General features: G+C 63.6%; 23 protein-coding genes. 10 read left to right on the plus strand and 13 right to left on the minus strand.

From position 1 onward, the window contains the following. Positions 1-119 precede the first annotated feature (119 nt). Positions 120-1,463, minus strand: a complete 1,344-nt coding sequence (locus O3303_RS04635; protein WP_269560898.1) for a peptidoglycan DD-metalloendopeptidase family protein — start codon at positions 1,461-1,463, stop codon at positions 120-122. A 132-nt stretch (positions 1,464-1,595) separates the two neighbouring features. Between O3303_RS04635 and O3303_RS04640 the strand changes: the two genes are divergently transcribed. The 4 genes from O3303_RS04640 to O3303_RS04655 all read left to right on the plus strand — a co-directional run bounded on the left by O3303_RS04640 (position 1,596) and on the right by O3303_RS04655 (position 5,365). Continuing rightward, the gene (locus O3303_RS04640) at positions 1,596-2,363 is read left to right on the plus strand and encodes a helix-turn-helix domain-containing protein (protein WP_269560899.1); all 768 of its coding nucleotides are present in this window, start codon (positions 1,596-1,598) and stop codon (positions 2,361-2,363) included. 216 nt (positions 2,364-2,579) lie between these two features. After that, positions 2,580-3,557, plus strand: coding sequence for a hypothetical protein (locus O3303_RS04645; RefSeq protein ID WP_269560900.1), 978 nt, complete (start codon positions 2,580-2,582; stop codon positions 3,555-3,557). Positions 3,558-3,635: 78 nt separating this feature from the next. Further along, positions 3,636-4,487 (plus strand): hydroxymethylglutaryl-CoA lyase, encoded by an 852-nt coding sequence (locus tag O3303_RS04650; RefSeq protein WP_269560901.1) that lies wholly within the window; start codon positions 3,636-3,638, stop codon positions 4,485-4,487. 143 nt (positions 4,488-4,630) lie between these two features. Then, positions 4,631-5,365, plus strand: a complete 735-nt coding sequence (locus O3303_RS04655; RefSeq protein ID WP_269560902.1) for a (Fe-S)-binding protein — start codon at positions 4,631-4,633, stop codon at positions 5,363-5,365. A 246-nt stretch (positions 5,366-5,611) separates the two neighbouring features. Here O3303_RS04655 and dapA read toward each other — a convergent pair whose 3' ends face one another. Then, the gene (gene dapA, locus O3303_RS04660) at positions 5,612-6,478 is read right to left on the minus strand and encodes a 4-hydroxy-tetrahydrodipicolinate synthase (RefSeq protein WP_269560903.1); all 867 of its coding nucleotides are present in this window, start codon (positions 6,476-6,478) and stop codon (positions 5,612-5,614) included. Positions 6,479-6,601: 123 nt separating this feature from the next. Here dapA and O3303_RS04665 point away from each other — a divergent pair, with 123 nt between their 5' ends. Beyond that, complete coding sequence (locus O3303_RS04665; protein ID WP_269560904.1) at positions 6,602-7,522, plus strand: polysaccharide deacetylase family protein; 921 nt, start codon at positions 6,602-6,604, stop codon at positions 7,520-7,522. Positions 7,523-7,657: 135 nt separating this feature from the next. Here O3303_RS04665 and O3303_RS04670 read toward each other — a convergent pair whose 3' ends face one another. From O3303_RS04670 to O3303_RS04685, 4 genes are all read right to left on the minus strand, one after another. After that, on the minus strand, positions 7,658-8,044 hold the full coding sequence (locus O3303_RS04670; RefSeq protein ID WP_269560905.1) for a rhodanese-like domain-containing protein: 387 nt from the start codon (positions 8,042-8,044) through the stop codon (positions 7,658-7,660). Between the two features lie 80 nt (positions 8,045-8,124). After that, positions 8,125-10,263 carry an NAD-dependent DNA ligase LigA gene (ligA, locus tag O3303_RS04675; RefSeq protein ID WP_269560906.1) on the minus strand — a complete coding sequence of 713 codons (2,139 nt, stop codon included), beginning with the start codon at positions 10,261-10,263 and terminating at the stop codon, positions 8,125-8,127. A gap of 188 nt (positions 10,264-10,451) precedes the next feature. After that, entirely contained in the window at positions 10,452-10,970 is a 519-nt protein-coding gene (locus tag O3303_RS04680; RefSeq protein ID WP_269560907.1) for a DUF4920 domain-containing protein, read from the minus strand. Positions 10,971-11,004: 34 nt separating this feature from the next. Continuing rightward, entirely contained in the window at positions 11,005-11,817 is an 813-nt protein-coding gene (locus O3303_RS04685; protein ID WP_269560908.1) for a TapB family protein, read from the minus strand. Positions 11,818-12,042: 225 nt separating this feature from the next. Between O3303_RS04685 and O3303_RS04690 the strand changes: the two genes are divergently transcribed. The 3 genes from O3303_RS04690 to O3303_RS04700 all read left to right on the plus strand — a co-directional run bounded on the left by O3303_RS04690 (position 12,043) and on the right by O3303_RS04700 (position 13,495). Beyond that, complete coding sequence (locus O3303_RS04690; RefSeq protein ID WP_269560909.1) at positions 12,043-12,288, plus strand: hypothetical protein; 246 nt, start codon at positions 12,043-12,045, stop codon at positions 12,286-12,288. Then, positions 12,281-12,625 carry a hypothetical protein gene (locus O3303_RS04695; protein WP_269560910.1) on the plus strand — a complete coding sequence of 115 codons (345 nt, stop codon included), beginning with the start codon at positions 12,281-12,283 and terminating at the stop codon, positions 12,623-12,625. Before O3303_RS04690 ends, O3303_RS04695 begins: the two co-directional genes overlap by 8 nt. A gap of 225 nt (positions 12,626-12,850) precedes the next feature. Continuing rightward, positions 12,851-13,495: a cytochrome c oxidase subunit 3 gene (locus O3303_RS04700; protein WP_269560911.1), complete on the plus strand. Its 645-nt coding sequence runs from the start codon at positions 12,851-12,853 to the stop codon at positions 13,493-13,495. Positions 13,496-13,644: 149 nt separating this feature from the next. Here the strand turns inward: O3303_RS04700 and O3303_RS04705 are convergent, their stop codons facing one another. Then, entirely contained in the window at positions 13,645-15,912 is a 2,268-nt protein-coding gene (locus O3303_RS04705; protein WP_269560912.1) for a T9SS type B sorting domain-containing protein, read from the minus strand. 149 nt (positions 15,913-16,061) lie between these two features. Between O3303_RS04705 and O3303_RS04710 the strand changes: the two genes are divergently transcribed. Beyond that, positions 16,062-18,068, plus strand: coding sequence for a M1 family metallopeptidase (locus tag O3303_RS04710; RefSeq protein ID WP_269560913.1), 2,007 nt, complete (start codon positions 16,062-16,064; stop codon positions 18,066-18,068). A gap of 83 nt (positions 18,069-18,151) precedes the next feature. Here the strand turns inward: O3303_RS04710 and O3303_RS04715 are convergent, their stop codons facing one another. From O3303_RS04715 to O3303_RS04730, 4 genes are all read right to left on the minus strand, one after another. Next, the gene (locus O3303_RS04715; RefSeq protein ID WP_269560914.1) at positions 18,152-18,784 is read right to left on the minus strand and encodes a hypothetical protein; all 633 of its coding nucleotides are present in this window, start codon (positions 18,782-18,784) and stop codon (positions 18,152-18,154) included. Between the two features lie 155 nt (positions 18,785-18,939). Further along, complete coding sequence (locus O3303_RS04720) at positions 18,940-19,374, minus strand: DUF2147 domain-containing protein (RefSeq protein WP_269560915.1); 435 nt, start codon at positions 19,372-19,374, stop codon at positions 18,940-18,942. A 134-nt stretch (positions 19,375-19,508) separates the two neighbouring features. Next, on the minus strand, positions 19,509-19,949 hold the full coding sequence (locus O3303_RS04725; RefSeq protein WP_269560916.1) for a DUF2147 domain-containing protein: 441 nt from the start codon (positions 19,947-19,949) through the stop codon (positions 19,509-19,511). A gap of 629 nt (positions 19,950-20,578) precedes the next feature. Further along, a complete protein-coding gene (locus tag O3303_RS04730; RefSeq protein ID WP_269560917.1) occupies positions 20,579-21,151 on the minus strand; it encodes a C40 family peptidase in 573 nt (190 codons plus the stop codon). 138 nt (positions 21,152-21,289) lie between these two features. Between O3303_RS04730 and O3303_RS04735 the strand changes: the two genes are divergently transcribed. Beyond that, positions 21,290-23,092, plus strand: coding sequence for a M61 family metallopeptidase (locus O3303_RS04735; protein ID WP_269560918.1), 1,803 nt, complete (start codon positions 21,290-21,292; stop codon positions 23,090-23,092). Between the two features lie 165 nt (positions 23,093-23,257). On the opposite strand, the gene O3303_RS04740 is transcribed toward O3303_RS04735, so the two are convergent. Beyond that, entirely contained in the window at positions 23,258-23,803 is a 546-nt protein-coding gene (locus O3303_RS04740; RefSeq protein WP_269560919.1) for a hypothetical protein, read from the minus strand. A 169-nt stretch (positions 23,804-23,972) separates the two neighbouring features. Beyond that, entirely contained in the window at positions 23,973-25,538 is a 1,566-nt protein-coding gene (locus O3303_RS04745) for a S8 family peptidase (RefSeq protein ID WP_269560920.1), read from the minus strand. Positions 25,539-25,572: the final 34 nt, after the last annotated feature.

Raw genomic sequence — 25,572 nt, forward strand, 5'->3', positions numbered from 1 at the left:
CACCGATGCAAGCTGCTGTGCTGCCCATGAGCAACGCCTGAAGCGGCTGCGGCTATCCTGGTAGTGGTTGCTGCCTGGTTTCGGCGCCTGAACAGGCGCGTGTCCGGCCAGCAGCGAAATCAGGAGCCCATGCTTGCGCTGGCTAGCCAGCCGAGCCGGCCGGCGGCGCTGCGCACCAGCCGGTAGCCCCCAAACTCGCCCAGCACGGCCACCGAACTGCGAGCCGGCAACGAGTCGAGGGTGGCGGCGCCGGCAGCGGGAGTGGCGTAAAGGTCGGTGGCTGTGGAGAGGGCCAGGCGGCGCAGGGCGGCGGCCGGCACTACGGCGCGGGCCGCCACGTAGCCGATCTGGCCATTTGGGTGCTGCACCCGGTACCAGTCGGCCTGGCTGCCTACCACCAGCAGGGGGGTGTTGCGGGGCAGGGCGGCCACGGTAGCCTGTTTAGCCAGCGGGCCGCGGCGCAGGTCGGTGCGCTTGTCCTGCACGCGTACCCACTCGCCGAGGCGGCCGGGGGCGGTGCGCGGGGCAGCGGGGTCGGTATCCGCGCGCCGTACAAACGGAAACGGGTCGACGGCGCCGCGGCCGCCGCGGTACACGCCAAAGTGCAGGTGCGGCGGGGTAGTGCGGGCATTACCGGTGTTGCCCACCAGCCCCAGCGTATCGCCGATGCGCACCTGCTGGCCGGGCTGCACCAGCTGCTTATCAAGGTGGGCGTAATAGATATGCTGGCTGTGCTCGGTGTCCATCAGCCACACCACGCGGCCGCCGCGTGGCGTCTCGTTGACGCGAGTGATGTAGCCGTTGGCCGCCGCCACGGCCGGTGTGCCACGCTTGGCGAAGATGTCAATGCCTTCGTGGCGGCGGGCGCCACCGTCGCGGTCGACGCCCCAGAAGCTGCCCACGGCCACGTCGTTTTTGCCCCGCACCGGAAAGCTCAGGCTGGGCGCCCGCTGGATGCGCAGTGTGAACCGGCCGGTGCGCAGCAATTCGGGCTGCACGCGCAGCAGGTGCTGGCGGTCGTCCTCGGCTACGTAGCTAAACGCCAGCGCCGTGGTATCGGCGGAGGCCAGCGGCCGGGTAACGCGGCGCTCGGGGTCCAGCTCAAAGGCATCGAGGAAGACGCGGGCGTCGGTGTTTTTATCGAGCGTGAGGCTGATGCGGACGGTTTCGCCCTCGCGCACCTGGTAGCGGAAGGCGGCGGCCGTAGCGCGGTCGGCAGCGAAATAGCCGGTTTCCTGGAACGGCAGCGTCACCACCAGCGAGTCGCGCAGGGCGCGGTCGGCGGCGGCCAGCCAGTCGCGGCCCAGGGCCGTTTCGGCGAGGCCAGCCTGGCGCAGCTGGCGGGCATAGGCTTCGTGAGGAGTGGTTTTCTGGAAAATGCCCTGCAGCGTTTGCTGCTTGCCGCAGGCCGCAAGCACTACAAAGGACACGAAGAATAAGGCGTAACGAACGGGGAGTGGCATGAAGAACAATTGGTTTCCTGCTCAACCCCAAAATCGGCGCCGTAGTTCGCCATAAACCCGTAGGCGCGGGGCTGCTGCGGTTGCGGAAACCAGTATACTTGGGGCGTTTTTAGGCCAACTACGCTTGCTTCTATGTTTTCCGCCGCCCGTATCGTTGCCATCCGCAAAAGCAGGGGTTTCTCCCAGGAAGTGCTGGCTGAGCAGTCGGGCGTGAGCCTGCGCACCATCCAGCGGGTGGAGCAGGGCGATACCGTCCCGCGCGGCCACACGCTGCTGGCGCTGGCGGCGGCCTTGCAGGTTCCGTTGGAAGAGCTGCAGGCCGCTCCCGCACCTGCAGACGCTCCGGCCACAGTCCCGGCCGATGCTCTAATTGCGCTGCTGCCCGAAACTACCGCGCCGCCGCAACCCTTGCCCATAAAGCTGCCCGTGGCTTCGCCGGCCAACCTGGCCACTATTCCAGCCGCGCTGCCTGCCAATCAAGGCCCCACAACGGCCACTGTGGTGCCGGCGGCTGCGCCGGCCCCCACGCCCGTTCTGCGCGCCGACCCCGAGTTTTTGCAGCTGCTGAATTTGAGCGCGCTTAGCTTTCTGGTGTTGCCGCTGCTCAATCTGGTGGTGCCCTTTGTGCTGTGGCGCAAGCAGCGGCACACCATTGCGCACGCGGCCGAGGTTGGCCGGCGGGTGCTGGGCTTTCAGGTGCTGTGGCAGGTGGGCTGCTTCTTTGCTTATGTGCTGCTGGCCGTGGGGCAGGTGGTGGCGGTGCAGTTCCACAGGACCCCCATCAAGGGCGGCTTCCTGCTGGTGATGGTCGCGACGTACCTGCTCAATGTGATGACGGTGGGGTACTACGCCCGCCGCCTGCGGCAGGGGCGGCTGGATATCTATCCGGTGCGGCTGTAGCGGCGCGTTGTATGGCGCGTTTCGGGCTGAATTGAAGCAGGGCCGCCGCCGAAAAGTACGCCGTTAGACTGGTGTTGATGGGGTTGGGGTAACTGGTAATGTATTGAATAGTAAGTAAATGAGGTGAATGGCGGGGAAATGGCGGGAAAATGACGCACGGCCGGGCGAGGGGAGCGGGTAGGTTTGCTGTCGTCTTCCAACCTCCACTTCCTCTCCATGAAAACCCTCGTCAAAATCCTGCTTTCCGTAGTGCTGCTGCTCGTGCTGAGCGGCCTGGGTGGCTACTTCTACATGAAGCAGAAGTTTGCGCCGCCCGCCAACCAGCTTTCCATCACCGGCCTGCCCGCCACCGGCCCGCTGCGTTGGACTGCCGACACCACGGCCAAGCCCGCCGTGCTGCACGAGGCGCTGCTGGTGCCCGTCCGGCTCCCGAATTGCGCACGCACTTTCTACCTGCAACTGGATACCGGCGCGCCCTACACGGTGCTCTACGCCCACCAGCTGGTAGTGCTGCGCCAGCACTACCCGGCACTCACTGCCGCGCTGCAGGCGCCGCAGGATACCGTGCGTAATTTCCGGTTCAGCCTGGGCGGCGCGCCGGTAGCCATGCGCCGGACGCTGGTGCTGCCCCATGGCCGCCCGGCACTGCCCGCCGATACCTTGGCGCCCTACGTCATCGGGACGCTGGGCACGGATGTGCTGGAGGGCCGCGTGCTGCTGCTCGACTACGCCCGCAACCAGTTCACGCTGGACCAGCAGGTACCGGACAGCCTGGCGCGCCGCGCCGAATTTGGCCCGTTGGCTTTCACCAACCGCCGGGTGCTGCTTGATGCCGGGCTGCAGCAGAAGCAACAGCAGCTGCTGTTTGACTCGGGCTCCAGCGCCAACGCCTTGATCACCAGTCAAAATATCTGGCAGGAGCTGGCCACGCCGGGCGCCCCCACCCGCACCACGGCCTCCAATTCCTGGGGCAAAAAGCTGCTGGTGCATACCGCCCCCACGGATGCCCAAATCCGCTTTGGCGCCATAGAGGCTCCGCTGCGCACCGTCACGTACATCGAGGGCATGAACCTGATGCAGTCGACGCTGATGCGCTTTTCGGGGATGGCTGGCATGCTGGGCAACGAGCCGTTTCTGGGCACCACGCTTATTCTAGATGTGAAAGGCGGCCGCTACGCCGTAGTGCGCCCTTAGCCCGCCAAGGCCGGGCGGGCCGCACCGGGCAGTTGTCGGGCAGGCGTCTACCTTTGCGCTGTACTCAGCTTGCTGCCCATGAAACTCATCGACTGCCCCCGCGACGCCATGCAGGGCTGGCCCACCTTCATCCCGACCACCCAGAAAACCGCCTACCTGAACGCGTTGCTGCGCGTGGGCTTCGACACGCTGGACTTCGGCTCGTTCGTGTCGCCGAAAGCCATTCCACAGCTCACCGACACTGCCGAGGTGCTGGATGGGCTGAATCTGGCGCAGTCGGGCACGCGGCTGCTGGCCATTGTGGCCAACCTGCGCGGGGCCGAAACGGCCGCCCAGCACCCTCAGATCCGCTACATCGGTTTCCCGCTGTCGGTGTCCGAAACCTTCCAGCAGCGCAACACCAACAAGAGCATTGCCGAGGCGTTCGACGACGTGACGCGCATGCAGGAGCTGTGCGCCCGCACCGGGCAGCAGCAGGTGGTGTACCTGAGCATGGGCTTCGGCAACCCCTACGGCAACCCGTGGAGCCCGGAAATCTTGGGCGAGTTCACCCAAAAGCTCGACGCCCTCGGCGTGGGCATCGTGGCCTTATCGGATACCATCGGCGCCTCTACGCCGGCCACCATCGCGCCGCCCTTCCGGGAGCTGACGGCGGCCTTCCCGCACATCGAGTTCGGGGCGCACCTGCACACCACGCCCACCACCTGGCGCGAAAATGTGCTGGCGGCCTACGAGGCCGGCTGCCGCCGCTTCGACGGCGCCTTAGGCGGCTACGGCGGCTGCCCCATGGCCACCGACGCCCTGACCGGCAACATGCCCACCGAGCGCCTGATTGAGTTTGCCACCGAAAAAGGGGAGGAGCTGCACCTGAACACGGAAGCGCTGGCCGAGGCTATGCAGCTGAATCAGGAGATATTTGCGGGGCATTAGCAGAACTTTGCCATCTTGAGTTCCCTGTCATCCTGAGCGGAGCGAAGGACCTTATCACGGCTGAATAAATCGTTCAATGACAACTGAGCCGTGAGAAGGTCCTTCGTTCCGCTCAGGATGACAGCCATTTCCCTCCACACGCCATGCCAACTGCCGTCGACATCTTCATTCCCTGCTTCGTAGATCAGCTGTTTCCGCAAACTGCCATGAATATGGTGAAGGTGCTGGAGGCCGTGGGCTGCGAGGTGCACTACAACAGCAACCAGACCTGCTGCGGCCAGCCGGCCTACAACGCCGGCTACAAGGCCGAAAGCCGCGAGGTAGCGTGCAAATTTCTCGATGATTTCCCCAACGAGCCGGGCCGCTACATCGTGAGCCCCTCGGCCTCGTGCGTGGGCATGGTGCGCAACGCTTACGCCGAACTGTTCGATGGCAGCCCCGAGCAGAGCCAGTACCACGGCACCCAGCGCCGCATTTACGAGCTGACCGAGTTTCTGGTGGATGTGCTGGGCGTGCAGTCGGTGCCGCAGGCCCGCCTCAACGGCACTTACACCTACCACGACTCCTGCTCCGCTTTGCGAGAGTGCGGCATCAAGGAAGGCCCGCGCCGTTTGCTCGACGCCATTCCGGGCCTGCAGCGGCTGGAAATGGTGGAAAACGAAACCTGCTGCGGCTTCGGCGGCACCTTCGCCGTGAAGTTCCAGGCCATATCCGTGGCCATGGCCGAGCAGAAGGTAGAGCACGCCCTAGCCACCGGCGCTAACTACATCGTCAGCACCGACACCAGCTGCCTGATGCACCTCGACGCCTACATCCGCCGCGAAAAGAAGCCGATTAAGACGATGCACATTGCTGATGTGCTGGCAAGTGGCTGGTGAATCACAGATTGTGCTGATTAGAAGGATTTCGCAGATTTCGGCGACGTGGGCACACGCAGTTTGTTGAGCCCCAGCGGGGCGATATGTTGGTAGCAGATACGCAATAGCCAAAAACCAAAGCCCCAGCGGGGCGACACCTTAGCCGCATAAGCAAGGTGCCGCCCCGCTGGGGCTTTGATCTTTCAAGGGAGGTGGTTTTCTACCAATGTGCCGCCCCTCCGGGGCTTGCTATCGGTTGGTGTGTCCCTATACCAGCTGCTTCACCCGCTCCAGCAGGCTCTCCGAAGCCTCCAATAGCGGCAGGCGCACGGCGCCGCCGCAGATGCCTTGCGCGGCCAGGGCTGCCTTCACGCCGACGGGGTTGCTTTCCTCATACATCAGCGGATTCAGGTCGGTGAAGCCGAACAGCAGCTGGCTGGCCTTCGGGAAGTCGCCGGAGAGGGCGGCGCGGGTCATGTCGGAGAAGCGGCGCGGGAAGGCGTTGGCCAGCACCGAGATGATGCCCACGGCCCCGAAGCTGATGAGCGAAGTCGTCATCATGTCGTCGCCGGAAATCAGCAGGAAGTCGGCGGGCTTGGCGGCGGCAATGGCAATGCACTGCTCCAGGTTGCCGCTGGCTTCCTTGATGCCGATGATGTTGGGGTGCTGGGCTAGGTGCAGCGTGGTGGCCGCCGTGAGGTTGGAGGCGGTGCGGCCGGGCACGTTGTAGAGGATAATCGGAAGGGGCGAGGCGTCGGCCAGCCGCTCGTAGTGGGCAATGATGCCGCGCTGGCTGGGCTTGTTGTAGTAGGGCGAGGCCGACAGGATGGCCGAAACGCCGGTCAGGTCGGTGGAGCGCAGCAGGGCCTCGGTAGCGGCCGTATCGTTGCCGCCGATGCCGTACACGAGTGGCACGCGGCCAGCGGTGTGCTCCCGCGCCACGCGCAGGATTTCCGCCTTTTCCTCGGCGGAAATGGTGGGCGACTCGGCCGTGGTGCCGTTGATGACGAGGTATTCCACGCCGCCATCAATGACGAAATCGAGGAGGCGGCGCAGGGCCGGGTAGTCCACGGCGTGCGTATCAGAAGTAAAGGGCGTGACGAGGGCGACGCCGGTGCCGTGAAGCTTGTCCATGCGAGGAATTAGCTGTTGCTTTGTAGGGTAGGAGGTCGGGGGCGAAGGTACGCCGATGTTCTGATGGACCTTCTTTTGCAAAAATACAGCATTTGCCGGCTCTCCGGCCGCTTTCCCCTTTCCATGAAGCTTACCCCCTCCGTGCTGCTGACTGCAGCCGCCCTGGCCTCGGCCCTCACGCTGCCTTCCTGCAACGACGCCAAAACAGCCGCCACCGCCGAAACCAGCACCCCCGCCAGCACCGCCATGAGCGGCACCGCCGCCACCACGGCCGCCGAAGACTCGGCTTCCAAAGCCGGCACCGCCGCTCCGGACCCCAGCACCATTCCGGCCGGCAGCATCGCCGATGCCGCCACCATCACGGCCCGGCCACAGGTGCCCATCCTGTGCTACCACCAGATCCGCGACTGGCGTGCCAAGGACTCGAAAGGCGCCAAAGACTACATCGTGCCCGTCGATGCGTTCAAGAAGCAGATTCAGATGCTGGCCGACTCTGGCTACCACACCATCCTGCCCGACCAGCTCTACGCCTACCTCACCACCGGCGCCAAGCTCCCGAGCAAGCCCATCATGCTCACCTTCGACGACACCGACCTCGACCAGTTCACGGTGGCCAAGCCCGAGCTGGACAAGCACAACTTCAAGGCCGTGTACTTCATCATGACCGTGAGCCTGGGCCGGCCGCGCTACATGAGCAAGGCGCAGGTAAAGCAGCTCTCAGATGAGGGCAACGTCATCGGCTCGCACACCTGGGACCACCACAACGTGAAGAAATATCAGGGCGAGGACTGGGTGACGCAGATCGAGAAGCCCACCAAAACGCTGGAGGAAATCACCGGCAAAGACATCAAATATTTCGCTTATCCCTTCGGCCTCTGGAACCCCGAAGCCATTCCGGAGCTGAAGAAGCGCGGCATGGTGGCCGCCTTCGTGCTGGCCGAAAAGCGCGACCAGCAGGACCCGCTGTTCACCATCCGCCGCATCATCGCCAGCGGCTACTGGAGCGCCCGCACCCTCCACAACAGTATCGTGCAATCCTTCTAGGATCACAGATTAGCACGGATTTTAGCGGATTGCACGGATTTTGTAGCTGGTTCGCTTCCTGATGCTTTCGTGAAAACGCCCCGTCTGCTTGCGCAGGCGGGGCGTTTTGCGTTGTCGGGATTTTGAGCGCGGAGGCTACTCGGTTTTGGCGCCGGCTTGCTTGAGGCTGGGTAGCGAGCCGCCGTTTACCACTTTGCGCAGGCCCTGTTGGCGCATAAGCGTGGCGGCTTTGTTGCTGCGGTTGCCGCTGGCGCAGTACACCAGATAAGTCTGGGTGCTGTCGAGCTGGCTGACCTGCTGGGCGAAGTCGGCGGCTTTGAAGTCGACGTTACGGGCTCCCGCCACGTGGCCGGTGGCGAATTCGGCCGGCGTGCGCACGTCCAGCACCACCACTTTATGGCGCCGGATGAGCTTAGTGGCTTTGGCTGGCGCTACGTCGGGTGGGGGCGCGGGCGCCTGAGCCAGGGCTACGCTGCCCGAGAGCAGGCTGGCCAGGGCCAGGGTGGAAAGGAAACGACGCATAAGCAGGGAAAAGATTTCGTGAGAGGATAGGCGGGGCAAACCGTTGGGCTGCCCTGCCCATGAACGGAACACCGACAGGGCTAGAACAGCGAAGTCTGCGTTCCGGTGCCTTGGATCGGCGTTGGGTTTGACGCTGACGGAGCAGAGTCTTCTGCAGCGTCGGCAGTTTCCGCGGGAGCTGAAGTGGCTTCCGGGCCGGCGGGCAGCATGGCCAGCAGCTCGGCTTCGCTGATGATGGGCACTTTGAAGCCGGTGGCTTTTTCGCGCTTGGCCGGGCCCATTTTGTCGCCGGCCACCAGGTAGCTGAGCTTCTTGCTGATGCTGCCCGTGATTTTGCCGCCGTGTGCCTCAATCAGGGCCTGCAGTTCGTCGCGGGAGTGCAGCTCAAACACGCCCGACAGCACGAACGTGAGGCCTTCGAGGCGGTTGCTCATGGCTTGCGGTGCCTCGCCGGTGAGTTCTAGCTGCACGCCCGCCGCCCGCAGCCGCGCCACCAACTCCTGGTTCTGCGGCTCTTGAAACCACGCCGCCGCCGACTCGGCAATGACGCCACCCACCTCCGGCACGGCGGCCAGCTCGGTGGCCGTAGCGACCATCAGGGCCTCCATGGTGCGGTAGTGGTTGGCCAGCTTCTCGGCCACGGTTTCGCCCACGTACCGAATACCCAAGCCGAACAGCACCTGGTCGAAGGGCACCAGCTTGCTTTGCTCCAGCCCCGCCAGCAGCCGCTGCACCGATTTCTCGCCCATCCGGTCTAGCTGGGCCAGCTCCTCGGCTTTGGCGGGCAGGTCGTAGAGGCTGGCCGCGTCCGTCACGAGGCCCAGGTCGAAGAAGCGGCCCACGGTTTCGGCGCCCAGTCCGTCGATGTTCAGCGCCTTGCGCGACACGTAGTGCTCCAGCTTGGCCTTGCGCTGGGGCGGGCAGCCCCGGTCGTTGGGGCAGCGGAAGTGGGCCTCGCCCTCGGGCCGGATCAGGGGTGTGTTGCAGGCAGGGCAGGCCGTGGGGTACACGATTGGCTGGCTGTCTTCGGGGCGGGCCGTGAAATCTACGCCGGTGATTTTGGGGATGATTTCGCCGCCTTTCTCCACGAACACCATATCGTTGAGGCGGATATCGAGGGCCGCAATCTGGTTGGCGTTGTGCATGGAGGCGCGCTTGACCACGGTGCCGGCCAGCGGCACGGGGTCGAGCAGGGCCACGGGCGTGACGGCGCCGGTGCGGCCCACCTGGTACTGCACATCGCGCAGGCGGGTGCGGCCCGCTTCCGCCGGGTACTTGTAGGCAATGGCCCAGCGCGGGCTTTTGGCCGTGTAGCCCAGCAGCTCCTGTTGCCGGAAATCGTCAATCTTGATAACGATGCCGTCGGTGGCGACGGGCAGCGTGAAGCGCTTTTTGTCCCACTCGTGCACGAAATCCAGCACCTCAGCAATGGAGCCGCACCGCCGCCACGTGTCCGACACAGGCAGGCCCCAGGCGCTCAACGCTTCCAGCGAGGCGCTGTGCGTGGGCAGGCTGCTGCGGCCCGGCATCAGAAACGAGTAGGCGTAGAAGCGCAGCCGTCGGGCCGCCACCAGCGCCGAATCCTGGAGCTTGAGGGCACCGCTGGCGGCGTTGCGCGGGTTGGCCAGCAGGGCCTCGCCGTTTTCCTCGCGCTCGGCGTTCAGCTCCGCAAACACCGGCAGGGGCATGAATATTTCGCCGCGCACCTCAAACTCCGGCGGCTGAGCCGGGCCGGCCGTGCGCAGGTGCAGCGGCAGGTTCTTGATGGTGCGCACGCTGCTGGTCACCACGTCGCCGCGGGTGCCGTCGCCGCGCGTGACCCCCTGCGTGAGCTGGCCGGCCTCGTAGGTGAGACTCATGGCCACGCCGTCGAACTTCAGCTCGCAGACGTAGGCGTAGTCGGCGCCTTCCAGGCCTTTTTGCACCCGCTCATCGAACTCGCGCAGGTCGGCCTCGGAGTAGGTGTTGCCGAGGCTGAGCATGGGGTAGCGGTGCGCGGCCGTCGGGAACTGCTTGGTGATGGTGCCGCCCACGCGCTGGGTGGGCGAGTTGGGGTGGGCCAGCTCCGGGTGCTGCTTTTCCAGCTCGGCCAGCTCGGCCAGCAGCTGGTCGAACTCCTGGTCGGGAATCTCGCTGATGTCGCGCTGGTAGTACTGGTAGTTGAGGTGGTGCAGGCGCTCGGTGAGGGCCGTAATGCGGGCCTGGAGGTCGGTGGTCATAGGGAAGAATGTAGCATAGGCTTCAGCCTGTGCCGCGGGCCGGACAGGGCTTACGGGCGGAGCGGCTTCTGCGCCGCAAGCTACGGTTTTATGGGTTGCTGCCACAGGAAAAGCCCGCCTGAAATCAATCAAACGGGCTTTTTAACGGGTAAGAATCGGGGGCTACCCGGCACAGGCTGAAGACTATGCTACAGCGTTTTGTCGGCTACCAGTACGCCGTCGGCCTCGAAGTTGAGCTGCTCCTCGGGCGTGGTAATGGCGGCTATTTCCTTCTCTGACTTGCCGGCATCTTTGGCGTAGTGCTGCAGGTCCGACACGGGCACTACCTCGCGGTGCGCCCAGCCGTTTATCACCACGGTTTTGCCGCTGATGTCTTTGGGTACGAAGAAGGCGTAATCCTTGAACCGCACCCGCATTTCCTGGCCTTCGGGCGTTTTCATGGTCAGCCAGCAGCCCTTAGCCTGGCACACGGCGTCGGCCTTGCCTACCAGCTTCACCTGTGCCGAGTCCTGGGTGCCCAACACCTGCTTCAGCTCCGAAAGCGGCCGGGCGCCATCGGCCGTGATGGCCGCGCCATAAGTCTGGCCGGTGAGGGTCACCGCAGTGGCCGGGGCGGCGGTGGTAGTGGCCGTTTCGGTGGCGGGATTGGTCTGGCAGGCGGCCAGCGCCAGTAGGGAGGCGGCCAGGCTGAATTGCTTGATGGTCATGGGGATGGGCGATGAAAAGGTATCGGCCCGGAAATTACGACTTTTTTGTTTTGACCTTCACCTTGTCGTAGTTCTGGGTGGAGGCGGCCGTGCGCGACGTCAGCTCACGCACTTCGCTGAGCTTGCCGGTTTTGGTGTAGCGCTCGGTGCGCACGATGCCCACGCCGGGGGCGTAGAAATCAATTTGCTTGCTGCTGCTGCGCATGGCCATATCGGGCCTTGGGATGGTGGCTTCTTCGCGCTCGGCCTCTACCTTGTAGCACTGAAACGTGCCGGCCGGGGTGGTGAGGGCCGTGGGCCCGCTCACCACGCGCCGCTTCTGCAGCATGGTGCTGACGGTGGCAATGCTCACCACCGAGCTGCTGACCTGGATGCTGACGCCGCCGGCGGGCAGCTCGGTGCCCACGGTAGGCTGGTTGGGCCAGGCCAGCGGCGCGATGCTGTAGGCCAGCTTCCGGTCGCGGAAGGAGCGCAGGGCGTCGTTGTTGAGTTCGCCCATGCCGTCGGTGAAGCTGGTGTCGCGGCGGGCGCGGAAGGTGAGGTCCTGGATGCGGTCCAGGGTGTTTTTGCGGGCGTAGTAACCGCTCTTGAGCAGCATGGTGTTTTCGGCTACTTTGCGGTCTTTGCTTTCTTCCCGCTCCCCGGTTTTCAGATCTACTACCCGCTGGCGCACCTCGCCCAGTGGCTTGCCGCCGGCATCGAGGACGCGGTACACGAGCTCCATGTTATCGGCAAGGCCAAATGGCTGGCCGGGGCTGGGGGCGTCGGGGGTCTGGGCGGAAACGGAAGAGGCGGCAGCGGCCAGCGCGGGCATCAGCAGCAGCGAACGGAAAGAGGAAAAGGGCATAAGCCAGCAGAACAACAAAGGATGGAACGGGCCAACATACGCAATCCGGCATATTTTGATTGCCAGGGCCCATGCCGCCTACGCAAAAGTGCGGCCATAGTGTTTGCCTGTCTGCTCCACCATTGCCCCGAATCCGGCAGGGGCATGTAACTTGCGGGCCGCCGCGCCGTTTTTCCGGCAGAGCTGGCCCGTGTGCGCCGCTACTTCCCCTAACCACCCTTTCTCATGCCCGATTCTTCGCAACAACCCGCCTCCTGGGCCGATACGGCCGCTTCGCTGCTGTCCAAACTCTCGGGCGGCGTAGAGCTGGCCCTGGCCTTCGACCAGATGGAGCTGCAGGTGCCTAACCCCCAGAACCCCGCCGCGCCGGCTGCCACCTGGCGCCTCAATGGCTCGTTGCGCATCCGCACCCGCGGCGAAAAGCCGGCTGATGCCGCCCTGCCACCCGCAACGCCCACGTCCGTTGGCTAGCGGCCTCGAAATAGAGGCGCAACTGGTGATTTCGCTGGATGGCGACGACGTGCAGGTAGCGGCTTCGGGCACTTACCTGATTATCAACGTGCCCAGCCAACGGGTGCTCGACAAGCTCACCAGCGGCCCGCCCAAAGACCCCAACGCACCGCCCAAACCCAAAGACCCCCGTGCCCCCGATCCGCTGCAGCAGCTCAACGACCTGGCCCTGCGGCTGGGGCTGGTGCTGGATTTGCGGGTAGCGGGCAAAACCTACGTCACGTTCGGCACGGGCCGCAGCCCCAAAATCACGCTCAACGCCGTGCTGGGCAAAATCGGGTCCTTCTTTAAAAATTAGAGCTCAGGAAATAGGGCTTGGTGCTTGGGTAGTTCATTTAGCTGGACAACCCAAGCACCAAGCCCTATTCTCTGAGCCCTAAAATACCCCGAATCCTGCTTGTCGGAGAGTGGGGGTTTTACGTATCTTGGAAGAAGGCTGAAAGCCTGGGCAGCGCCATTATACCGGAACTAAAGGCGGTTGGAATGGTTTGCCCTACAACCATTGCCACTTCCGCTGCCGCGCATGAACTCCGACAAAGAACGTAAAGACAAGGTGGGCGCCAACCAGCCGGCCACCTCCTTCCAACGCATGGAGCGGGTGCCGCCGCTGCAGATGATGCTGTACCTGGGTTTGGTGGGAATAGGCGTGCTGTTCCTGTTCCTGACGGGCGCCTACATCAGCACCCGCTCGGCCACCCAGCTGCCGGCCGGAATTCAGCAGTTTCCCAAATTCTTTTCCATCAGCACCATCGTGCTGCTGCTTAGCAGCTACGTGGTGGCACAGGCCCCGCGCCTATACCGCGCCGACGATGTGAACGGGCTGGCGCGCTGCCTCGGGGCCACGCTGCTGCTGGGCAGCATCTTCGCGGGGCTGCAGGTGCTGGGCTGGCGCGAGCTGATGCTGCAGGGCGTGTTTTTCGAAGGCAAAGCCAGCGGCACCTACGTCTACCTGATTTCGGCGCTGCACGTGCTGCACCTGCTGGGTGGCATGCTGTTTCTGCTGGCGCTGCTGCTGCGCACCGTGCACGCCTCCCGCGACGCCGTGCGCAGTCTGGTGTTCATCCGCAACCCCTATCGCCGCCTGCAGCTCCGGATGCTGGGCACCTACTGGCACTTCATCGACGCGCTGTGGGTGCTGCTGTTCGTCGTGTTCGTGTTTATGTATTAGAGAGTAACTGAGTAAGGGAGTAGCTGAGTAGGTCAACCTGTCACGCGCCGCTCAAGCTTTTGCATTCGAGAGTAACTGAATAGGGGAGTAGCTGAGTGGTCGTTCAATCATCTGGACGATCTACCCAGTTACTCCCCTACTCAGTTACTCTACCGCGCCAGCGTGACGGGGCCTTTGAACTTGCGGCCGTCCGTGAATTCGATGAGGTAGAAGTAGGTGCCAGGCGCCAACTGGCCCCCATCCCAGCGGAAGTTACGGTCGGTGCTGCGGAATACCAGGTTGCCCCAGCGCGAGAAAATCTTGATGTCGGCGAAACGGGAGTCGCAGAAGTCGGGCGGCAGGTTCTCCAGTTGGAAGAACTCGTTGAGGCGGTTGGGGTCGTTGTTGGGCGTGAAGATGTTGGGCGGCGTGAAGGCCACCGTATCGGGGTTGATCAGCTCGAAGCGCACCACGCGGGAGCGGGGCTCAGGGCGGCAGGTGGTTTCCTGCAGCCGGAACGTTACTTCCAACGCGCCGTCGGGCAGCTTGAGGCCGGTGCAGTTGGGGTCCCAGCGGAAGGTGGCGGTGGCGCGGCCGTTGCCGTTCTGCGGCCGGAAGCTCATGCCTGCCGCCGCCAAGTCGAATCCGTTGCCGGTAGCCGACAGCACCAGCGGATCGGTGTCGGCGTCGGTGCCGGTGAAGGTGGCCTCGTAGGCATTCCCGATCAGGCGCCGCACCCGCACCGGCGCATCAATGGGGCCGGTAGTGCTGGGGTTGGGCAGGCTGGAAACCAGCACCGGCGGCGTATTGGCGTAGTCGATCTGGATGGGAATGCGTAGGCCGACGGCCGTGGGCTCGGAGCAGGGCCCGGCGCTGGCCGTAAAGTCGAACTCGTAGGAAGTGCGGGCGGCGGCCCGGCAGTCCACGCGCCACGTGAAGCGGCCCTGCAGCTGGTTGCCGTTGGCCTGCTGCACGAACGTGACGCCCAGGTCGGCGGGCGTAAAGCCGCGCCCGGCCATGCTCAGTGTCATCGGGTCGTTATCAGCATCGAGGCCCGTTACGTCGAAGGTTATCAGGTCGCCGATGCGGGCGCGCAGGGGCAGGGCCGCTGTGCTGCTGATGGTGGGCGGGCTGTTGGGGTCCGGCACGGCCGTGAAGGCGAGCCGCACGGTGTCGCGCTTGGGCAGGCTGCAGCCGTTGTCGGCCACAATCAAATCCAGTAAATACACCCGGCCGCGCGTGTTGAAGCAGGCCGGAAAGCACAGCTGCGACACCAGCGTGTCGGGCGCGCCGGGGCTGCGCACCGTGCCCTGGGTGGTGCTGATGGTGGGCAGCTGCCCGGCCGTGAAGTTCACGGGCCGCAGCGACATGGTGAGGCGCGAGGGCGAATCGGGGTCGGACACTTTGAGCGTGATGCAGCGGCTGAAACCCGGGCGCAGGTGCAGCGTGTCGCGGCCGGGCCGGAAAGTGCCCGTACCGCTGGGCAGCGTCACGCGCATAGTGGGCGCGGCGTTCTGGGCGCACCGGATGACTTTGAGTTGAAAATCGCGCCTCGCCTCGCCAATCTTCACGCCCCGCCGATATTCCGCGCAGCGGATGCCGAACACAAACAGGCCCTCATCGGTGGGGCGCACCTGCAGGCGGCCGGTCTGGCGGTTGATGCTGAGGGTGGGGGCGCCGGGAATCTGGTTGAGCGCACTCAGGCCGGCACTCCAGCGCACCTCTTGGTAGGGCTGCGGGTCGGCGACGGGCGGCTTGGGCAGGCCGGGGGTGGAGTGCCCGTTCAGCGGCGTGGCCAACTCATACACCAGCGAGTCGCCGTCGGCATCCTGGCCCCCGAAATCGTAGTAAAACAGCTCCCCCAAGCAGGCATAGTCGCCGAGTGGCGGGAAGATGCGGGGCGTGGAGTCGCGGAAGGGCTGCCCGTTGCGCACCACGGGCGGAAACTCCAGGTAGAACGTCTGGCCCGCATCGGCCGGGTCCTGGATGTTGCGGATGCCGCTGTTGCGGCAGCAGCGCTCCACGGCCGCGTAGTAGCCGGCCGGGTTGGTGTACACGTTGGCTGGCAGCTCCAGCCGGCCCGAGTACACGAGCTTGCGCGTCACCAGGGACGTGGGCAGCGCGCAGGCCGGGCTGGTGTAGTTCACCAGCGTGTTGGCGCCCAGCGGCAGCGTAAGGTTCTGCATGCGCCGGTCGGTACCCTTCTCAAATATGCTAACCGTCAGGTCATTGTCAAGCGCCCCGGAGCTGCCATTGACTGCATCGAAATATAGGTTGAGCGTGAGCTGGTAGGTGGCGTTCTGCAGATACTGCAGGTCCATTTCGCCGCCCACGATGTGGGTGGCGCGGGCCGGAAGTGCCAGCAGCAGCAACAACGCCAGCAGCAGGCGGTGGGCCGGGCCAGTCAGGGCGTAGCAGTAGGGTAGAAGACGTGGCATAGAAGGGGGAAATAGTCGGGCGCGGATACCTCCCGAATATACGACGACGCCCCGAAACCCTCACCCAACCGGCGGCAGGTGTGTGCGGCCGGCTTTGTATCTTGGGTGCGTAATTCGCCCTCTTTCTTTCCTCACCCATTTGCGTTTTCATGCTGCGTTTCTACTCTTTCCTGACGGGGCTGCTCTTGCTGGCTCCGGGCCTGCAGGCCCAGACCCCGGACCCTGCGCCCGCCCGCCCAGCCCTCACGGATGATGCCGCCCTGCTGTGCAGCCAGGCGCACACCCGCACCGCGCTGCGCGGCCCCGCCGCCACCGTGCCGCACCGCCGCAAGATGGACCGCTACGATGTGAAGTACTACAAGCTGGATATTGCGCTGGAAAACAACTCGCGCAACGTGGGCGGCAACGTGCGCATGCTGGCCCGCACCCTCGCCCAGCCCCTCGACTCGGTGGCGTTTGAGCTGTATTCCACCTTCACCATCGACTCAGTGGTGGTGAACGGGCGCCGCGCCAACGGCATCCGTCGCGCTGATTCCGACGTGACCGTGCTGCTGCCGCAGGCTGTGCCGGCCAATACACTCTTCAGCACCGTGGTGTATTACCGCGGCACGGCGCCCAACGGCAACAGCGCCGCTATCGGCAACGCCCTGAATACCCGGCTGCAAACCACCTACGGCGTAAACGTGACCTGGAGCCTATCCGAGCCGTTTTCGGCCCACGAGTGGTGGCCCTGCAAGCAGGTGCTGACCGATAAGGCCGACTCCCTGGACGTGTGGGTGACGACAAGCAGCATCAACAAAGTAGGCTCCAACGGTATGCTGGAACGCGTGACGCCGCTGCCCACCGGCAAGAGCCGCTACGAGTGGAAGCACCGCGCCAAGCCCATCGACTACTACCTCGTGTCGGTGGCCGTGGCGCCTTATCTGGAGTATGTGAACTACGCCAATCCCGTGGGCGGCCCGCGCATTCCCATCGTCAACTACGTCTACAACCAGGCGGCCCTGAACTTCTACCGCACCGAAATCGACCGGACGCCCGGCTTCCTGGAGAATTTCTCCGAGCTGGTGGGCCTCTACCCGTTTGCCAGCGAGAAGTACGGCCACAGCATGGCCCCCATCGGAGGCGGTATGGAGCACCAGACCATGACCACCCAGGACGGCTTCAGCTTCACGCTGACGGCGCACGAGCTGTTCCACCAGTGGTTCGGCGACAACGTGACCTGCGCTTCGTGGGAGGATATCTGGCTGAACGAAGGCTTTGCCTCCTACGGCGAATACCTGTCGCTCGACCGGTTTTCGTCGGCCACCAGTGCCCGCACCTGGATAGCCAATGCCCAGACCACGGCCCGCCAGCAGCCCGGCGGCAGCCTCCGCGTGGCCGATACCACCAACGTGGGCCGCATTTTCAGCTCGCGCCTCAGCTACAAGAAAGGCGCGGCCGTGATTCATATGCTGCGCTATCTGCTCAACGATGACGTGAAATTCTTCCGGGCCCTGCGCACCTACCAGAGCACCTACAGCGGCCGCACGGCCCGCACCATCGACCTGCAGCGCATTTTCGAGGCCGAAGCCGGCCGCCCGCTGCAGTATTTCTTCGACCAGTGGTACGCGGGCGAAGGCTACCCGATTTTCAATGTGCGCTGGAATCAGGTAGGCCCTGATGTATTTATCCGCAACACCCAGACGGTGAGCATGCCTGCCGTCACACCTTTCTTTGACGTGGAGCTGGATTATCGCCTTGTTTTCAGCGACAATACCAGCCAGGCCCTGCGGGTGCGTCATGGGCAGGCCATATCCTCATTCAGTGTGCCTACCAACAAAACCGTTACCGCTGTTTTCGTGGATCCCGACCAGTGGGTGCTGCAGGTAACTCCTACCATCCTCCGCGACAACGCCTTGGTGCTGGCCACGGCTGCGGCCCGGGCTGCCCGCCTGAGCGTGTACCCCAACCCCTGCCGCGAAACCCTCCGCCTGCCCAACCTAACCACCCGCGCCACGGCCGAAGTAACCGATGCTACCGGCCGCGTACTCCTGCGCCAGACCGTAGACCCACAGCATGCCCAGCTGGACACCCGCACGCTGGCTGCCGGCCTCTACCACCTGCGCCTCACCACGGCCACTGGCAGCGTGTCGGCGGCCCGTTTTGTGCGCGAGTAACCTAAAAACAGGTTAGTCACAAAAAAGCGTCCCGTCTGGATAGACGGGACGCTTTTTTGTGTTTGAAGCTTTCGAATACCGGCTTAGTCTTTCCAATAGTCCTGGATCAGGGCCTGCACCTCCGGCGGAGCGGGCGGCATATCCAGCACGGCGGCCATCAACTCATCGAAGCTATGGGGCAGGGTGAAAATGGTATCCTGATAGGGGTTGCTGACGAAGCGGATGAACCCCGGCTGCCCGTTCACACGCACCAGATCCACCGTCACGTTGCCGTAGAGCTGGTTGCAGCGGCCCGTAGCGGTGCAATCGTTGGGCAACGGCTTCAGGAAGTACTTCTCCACAGTTTCAGAGTAGCGCTCATGGTGCAGCGTGCGCTGGTCGGAGGCCGAGACGTTGTAGCCCAACGCCTGCACCCTGTCGCGCAGCAGGTCGAAGAAGTGACGGAAGTTGCCGGGCCCCATGCTGGGGTCGTAGAGCAGTACCGCGCCGTGGCGGCCGGCCTCGTCCAGCAGCTGCACCCGAAACTGCTGCCCCGTGATGCCAGCCTTGCTGTAGTGGTAGGCTTTGAAATAAGGGCCGGCCCAGTTCAGATACACCTGTTGCTCCAGCCAGCGGGCACGGATGCGCTCCTGCGCCGGCGTGCGGTGCAGTGGCTGCCAGTCCGGGGTTTTGGAAGCAGCCTCCGGGGAAAACAACTGTTTAAGAAAATCGAGCAAAGCGGTATGGGAGTATGAGGAAAGAACACCCACCGCCGTAAATGGTTTCGAGGGAAAAGACGGGTTGGCGGCCAGTGAAAAGAGAATTTCAGTCCAAAAACAAAAGGCAGACTCCATCAGGAATCTGCCCTTCAGACCACTAGCTGCGGCGGCGGCTATTTCACGCGCTGCCAGTAGTGTGCTTTGCCAATCAGCGAGAAACCGATGTAGCCTTTCACTTCCAGCCGGTCTTTGCCGGCTGCCGCCACGTAACACGAGTAGGTGCGGCCGTTTTCGGGGTCGTAGATTTCGCCGTCTTCCCAGCGGTCGGTTTCGGCGTTGTAGCGCAGGTTCTGCAGCACCGTCAGGTTCTGCAGGAGTTGGGTGCGTCGCTCGGGGGTAGGGTGCTTCTCATCAAGGCGGGGCTTGCCGTTGGCATCAGTGGGGGCGCGCAGCCACACCAAACGCCCGCACAACTGCTCGCCGCAGCGGTACAGCTCAATGTGCGAGTCGCCGGTATCGTCGGCCCACACGCCCAGCGGCGGCGTTTGGGCCGCGGCGGGCCGCAGCGTTAGCAGCAACATCATCAGACTCAGCAGCAGGTATTTCAAGCGCAAAAGAAGCTTAGAGGAAAGGGAGTCTGCTGCCTGCTGCTGCAAGAGAGCTGCAGGAGCAGGCCACAAAAAAGCGACGCCCCCGCAGTGCGGAAGCGTCGCCAAGTATACGCAATCAACGGCAGATGCGCCTATTTCACGCGGGTCCAGCTCTGCGATTTGCCAATCATGGAGAAGCCGATATAGCCTTTCACTTCCATCGAATTGGCGTTGAGCATCTTCATGTAGCAGGAGTACGTTTTGCCGCTTTCGGGGTCGTAGATCTTGCCGTCATCCCACTTGTTGTCGTCGTCGTACTCGAAGCCTTGCATGAACACCATGCCCAGCCGCGGCCGGGTGCGCAATTTCGGATCGGGGTTAACGGTGTCGGTTTTGGGCTTGCCGGTTTTAGGGTCGTTGGGTACGGTCAGGCTGACGATCTTACCGCAGAGCTTGTTGCCGCATTTGTAGATTTCGAACGTCGCCTTTTTCTCCGAGTTGGTCCATGTGCCCAAAGGAGAGAGGGTTTGTGCTGAAGCCAACCCGATGGCCCCGAACAGGAAGGCGAGAGCAAGGAACAGGAATTTTTTCATGATGTGAAATAAGGGATTTGGGTATGGGTGTGAAAAGATAGGAGAAAACTCCTGCATGCCAGCGTTCGGGCAAGGCAAAAATGCTGATCTGCCTGAAGGCAAGTTTGAGGCCAGGCTTTCACACAGATCCGTCAGTGAAACAAAGCGCCTGATCATCAGGATGCTGGCGCTGAAACGTCGTTGAGGTCCTAAAAAAAGGGGTTTTTATTTTGAACCATCCGGCAGGCTTATAACTTTACCTTCCGTAGTGAGTGCTACAGCCCCGCCCAAGCAGCCCTAAGGTGCTGGGAGGCGCGGCCGGGGTTATGTCGAACGTAAAGAAAGGAGGTACAAAATGTCTAGTAGTCCCAAACAAATCCTGCCAAGCCTGTCGAATGTAGTTCGCCTCACCGCCGAACGCGCTTAACAACAGCTTTCGCGCGGAAAAACGCCCTATTTGGCTTTTTCCCGCATTCTGGCAAGGTCTTACACAAAGGATGGCGGGGCTGTACCCCAGACTCGTCGCTTGGTAAGATTTGAAGGATTAGATGCCCGGTCCGCCCAGCAGCCTCTCTTGTGAGGACTGCATAGGCGGCCGGGCATCGCTCTTTTACAGCGTATAGAAGTAGGCTGCATTTTGTCCGGATACCTTACTCAGCTGCTCCATTACTCTGCAAAACCCGGCGTATTTGCATAAAGCGCCGCTCATAGTCGGTGCCTTCTACCTGGCTGATTTTGACGCCGGACTCGCGGCGCGCCGAGGAAGAGTGAATAAACCGCAGCGGTTGGCCTGGCCCGGATACCACAATGCCAGCGTGGCCGGGCGTAGCAGACGTGGCCGCTGTGCCCGTAAACACCACAATATCGCCGCGGCGGGCCTGCTCCCGCGCTACGGGCCGGCCTACGGCAATAAGCAGCGCCGTGGAGTGCGGCATCGCCACCTTGAACTCCTGAAACACATACTGCACAAACCCCGAGCAGTCGAAGCCGGTGGCGGGGGTGTTGCCGGCGTAGCAGTAGTTGGTGCCCAGCTGGCGCATGGCAAACGTCACGACGCTGTCGGCGGTGGGCGTGGGGCGGGTGCTGGTTACCAGCGCTACCCGGTGCGTTGGCAGGGCCGTCTGGCTGTCGGAGTGGGGAGTAGACGCCAAGCGGGATGGCCAGGCGAAAACGCCTACCAGCAGGGCCGCCAGCGCGACAAAGGAAATCCAGACGTAGCGCATAGCAGAAGCAAGGTTGGTGGCTTCCCTAACGGTGGAGCTACCGGGGTGGTTTCCGCACGGCTGGCCGGCGGCTTGCAGCCCTGTACGTTTTTCGCCGTTCTTTGCCCCAACGATACCATCTCACTCATTTCCCTTTTCATGACCCATTCCCGTACCCGAGTGCTGCTGGCGCTGGTGCTGGGGCTGCTGCTGAGCCAGTTTGGCCCGGCCATGGCCGCCCCGGTGCTGCGCTACACGCTGGCGATGCCGGCACCCCAAACCCATTATTTTGAAGTCGAAACCAGCCTGAGCGGCTTCGGCAAGCCGTACACCGACCTGAAAATGCCGGTCTGGGCGCCTGGCTCATACCTGGTGCGCGAGTTTGCCCGCCACGTAGAAGGCTTCACGGCCCAAGCGGGCAGCGAGAACCTGCGCACCGAGAAGATTTCCAAGAACACCTGGCGCGTGTACCACCCCAAAGCCAGCAGCTTCACGGTGCGCTACAAGGTGTACGCCTACGAGCTGAGCGTGCGTACCAGCTTCCTGGATGCCGCCCACGGCTACGTAAACGGCACCAGTGTGTTCATGTATCCGGCTGAAAACCAGCAACTGTCCAGCACCCTGGAAGTGAAGCCCGCCACCGGCTGGACCCAGGTTTCGACCAGTCTCAAGCCGGCCGGTGCCCCCAATACCTTCCGTTCGGAGAGCTACGACGAGCTGGCCGATTCGCCCATTGAAATCGGCAACCAGAAGGTGCTAAGCTTTGAGGCCAACGGCACGCCGCACACGGTGGCCATGTTCGGGCAGGCCCCCAAGCTGGACGAAGCCAAATTGCTGGCCGACATGAAAAAGGTGTGCGAGGAAGCGCACCGCGTGGTGGGCAAGAATCCGCTGGACCGCTACGTGTTCATTGTGCACAACATCGACCGGGGTACGGGTGGCCTGGAGCACCTGTTCTCCACCACGCTGTCGGTGTCGCGCAATGCCTATGCTTCTGATGCCGGCTACAAGGGCTTCCTGGGCTTGGTGGCGCACGAGTATTTCCACCTCTGGAACGTGAAGCGGATCCGCCCCGTGACCCTCGGTCCGTTCGACTACGACAACGAAAACTACACGCACATGCTGTGGGTGAGCGAAGGCGGCACCAGCTACTTCGGCGACCTGATAGTGCAGCGCGCCGGCTTCGTGAGCGTGGACGACTACCTGGCTAGCACCAGCAACGGCATCACCCGCGTGGAAAACACGCCCGGCAACAAGCAGCAGTCGGCCGCTGAAAGCAGCTTCGACGCCTGGATCAAGGGCTACCGGCCCAACGAAAACTCCAGCAACACCGGCATCAGCTACTACGACAAGGGCGAGCTGATCGGGGCCGTGCTGGACCTGATGATCATCAACGAAACCAAGGGCCAGAAGCACCTCGACGACGTGATGCGCTACCTCTACGACGAGTACTACGTGCAGAAAAAGCGCGGCTTCACCGACGAGGAGTACCAAGCGGCCGTGGCCAAAATTGCTGGCCGCCGCTACGACGACTTCTTCCGCCGCTACGTCTACGGCACCGAAACCCTGCCCTACGCCACCGCCCTCGGCTACGCCGGCCTGAAGCTGGCCGTAACGCCAGCCACCGGCGAGCCGACCCTGGGCGCCAGCATCAGCAGTGCCAACGGCAAGTACACCGTGACCAGCACCAGCCGCGAAGGCAGCGCCTGGCAGGGCGGCCTGAACGTGAACGACGAAATCCTGGCCCTCGACGGCGCCCGCCTCACCACGGACCCCACTCAGCAACTGAGCAGCCGCGCCGCAGGCTCGGAGGTGAAAATGCTGGTGTCGCGCGACGGCCAGCTGCAGGAGCTGCGCTTTCCGCTGCTGGCCAGCACCATGCAGCGCTACCGCATCGAGCGGATGGAAAACCCCTCCGCCGACCAGAAAACGGTGCTGGCCAAGTGGCTGACGGTACGCTAATCAGCTGCACTTCACCTGGCGCACGTGTTTTTAGCACTGTGTCCGCGCCAGCCTAATGGCCTGCATCCAGGTAAAACCAAAGCCCCGTCTAACTTCCAGACGGGGCTTTTTTTGCATTTAGAACTTGCTGAAACCGGCCCAGGCAGTACAGATAGGCAATGAACTTTACTGAGCAAGAGGCTGCGTCAGGTCGAAATCGGCCTGGAAACGGAGCTGGCCGCCGCGCCGGAGCAGGTAGCTGAATGTTTTCTGGTCGTCGCTGATAACGGTTTCCCACTCGTTGGTGGCGGCAGCGGGCAACAGCTTGGCGGTGTAGTCGTCGGCCGGGAAGCTCTGGCGGGAAGGGGTGCCGCCGGGCTTGGCGTAGCCGCCGTACTGGGTGATGGAGTCGGGCGTGCCGTCGGGGTGTCGGTGGTCGTGCTTGAGCTGCAGGCCTTGGGATGCCCGCGTAAACACCCACGTCCGCGACTTATCCTCGCCCACCTGAAACGGCACCCGGATTTCGGTGTCCGAGCAACTTTGCACGCGCATCGTCAGCAGCTTGCCCGCAAACGGGTCTTTGCCATCGGCCGGAAACACCACTTTCCCGCGGTACGATTTGCTGCACAGCGCACTCAGGCGGCTGAAAAAGTCCGGTGCCGGCTGCGAAGTGGTAGCGGTGGTAGTGCAGCCCAACGTAAAGAGCAGCAACAGCAGAAACAGACGATTCATGGCGACGACTGGGAGAGAATGAGGTAATCAGCGGGTCTACATTTTACCCCCTGCCGGGCAAAGATGGCCCCGCAAAAATTGGAAGCCTGCCGTTTCAGAGGGGCATAGCAAAAGAAAATCGTCCCGCCTGAAGCTCAGACGGGACGATTTTCTCTTTAACGCAGGATGCTTACAGCGGCTGCACTCCCACGGCCGTGGCCACGTTCACGCGGCCCCAGCCGAAGCTGCTGCTGCGGGCGCTGCGGTTGGAACTGGCTGCCACCAGCCGGCTCATGATCTGGGCGCGGGTTTCGGTGGGGTAGCGCGCCCACACCAGCGCCGTGAGGCCGGCCATGCTGGCCGTGGCCACGCTGGAGCCGCCCACGGTGCTGGGCGCATCGCCGGACATGGCCAGCGTGAGCGGCCGCCGGTCGACGCTGGTGCGCTGCATCACTACTGTAAATTCCACGTCGGAGCCCACGTGGCACTCGTCGCAGCGGGTGGTGAGGTTGTCTTTTACGCCCGTGATGGCCACGGCTTCGGGCAGGGAGGCGGGGTAGATAACGCCCACCACCCCGGCGCTCCAGTCGAAGGAAGTACCGGCGGCGCAGAAAATCAGCTTGCCGCGGCCGTAAGCGTAGCGGATGGCGTCGGCCATCTGGCCGGAGCTGGTCAGGCGGCCCATGCTCATGCTGATGATGCGTACGGTGGCGCGGTTGCCGGCCAGAATGAAGGCATCAGACACGCCTTTCACTTCGCGGCTGGCATCCAGAAACACGTCTTCGGCGGCGCGCACCGTAATCAGGTTGGCGTTGTAGGCCATACCCACGGCAGCGCCGTCGGTGCCGCGTGGGGCGGCGCAGGCGCCGGCCATGCTGGTGCCGTGGCCGCAGCCATCGTTGGGCGTTTCCTGGTCGCCGTACGGAATGCCGAACAGGGTATTGCGCGGCATTGTCACGAGGCGCTCAATGGAGCGGCCCGAACTAAGACCCTGGTTAAAGGCCGAGCCGAGGTTTTCCTGCGCATCCGAGCTGCCCGAGTCGATGATGACCACCTTCACGCCCCGGCCGGTGCTCTGGCCCCAAGCGGTGCGCACGCCGTGGTACTGGTCGGCCTGGTTCCACGACGACTTGCTGCCGTTGCTGAGCACGGTGTAGTCGGCGCCGGCTACGAGGCCGGCAGTGGCGGTGTTGCTGCCGCAGCCGCTGCTGCTTAGCACCGCCGCACCTTTGTTGGCCGTGGGGCGGTTCGGCTCGTAGCCCATGGGCTCGGCGTAGCGCACCAGCCCCGAGGCCCGCAGCGCCTTGATGGTGCTTAGCTCCCGCACCGTCACGTCGAGCGTAGGCAGCACGGTTTCATCATAAGCAACCAAGTCAGCGGCAGTCAGCTCCGGATGGACTTTCTGCTCTTCGGCCAAGATGAGGTCCAGCACTTGGGCGCGGGCCTGCTGCCAGACTGCGTTGCTAGCAGCATCGGCGGGTAGCTGGCCAGAGAAGCTGGCTGGCTGGTAGCCTACCGACAGCACGTAGTCGGAGCGGCGCAGGGCGCTCCACACGGTGTGGGCGCTGGCCTGGTTCCAGTCGAACTTGCCGGTTTCGCGCAGCCGCGCCATGATCTGGTCGTCGAGCTGCTGGGTGGTTAGGGCCGCGGTGGGCTCGGCTTCGGACTGGGGAGCAGGCTGCTCGTCGGGCTGGCGCTGGCAGGCTGCCAGCAGCAGGGCCGCCAGCACCGCGCCGGACAGGATAGAAGTACGCATACGCTTGAGGGAATTTTGGTTGTGGAAAAAGAAC

Origin of the sequence: Hymenobacter canadensis, from assembly GCF_027359925.1 — a bacterium.
Classification (GTDB): domain Bacteria; phylum Bacteroidota; class Bacteroidia; order Cytophagales; family Hymenobacteraceae; genus Hymenobacter; species Hymenobacter canadensis.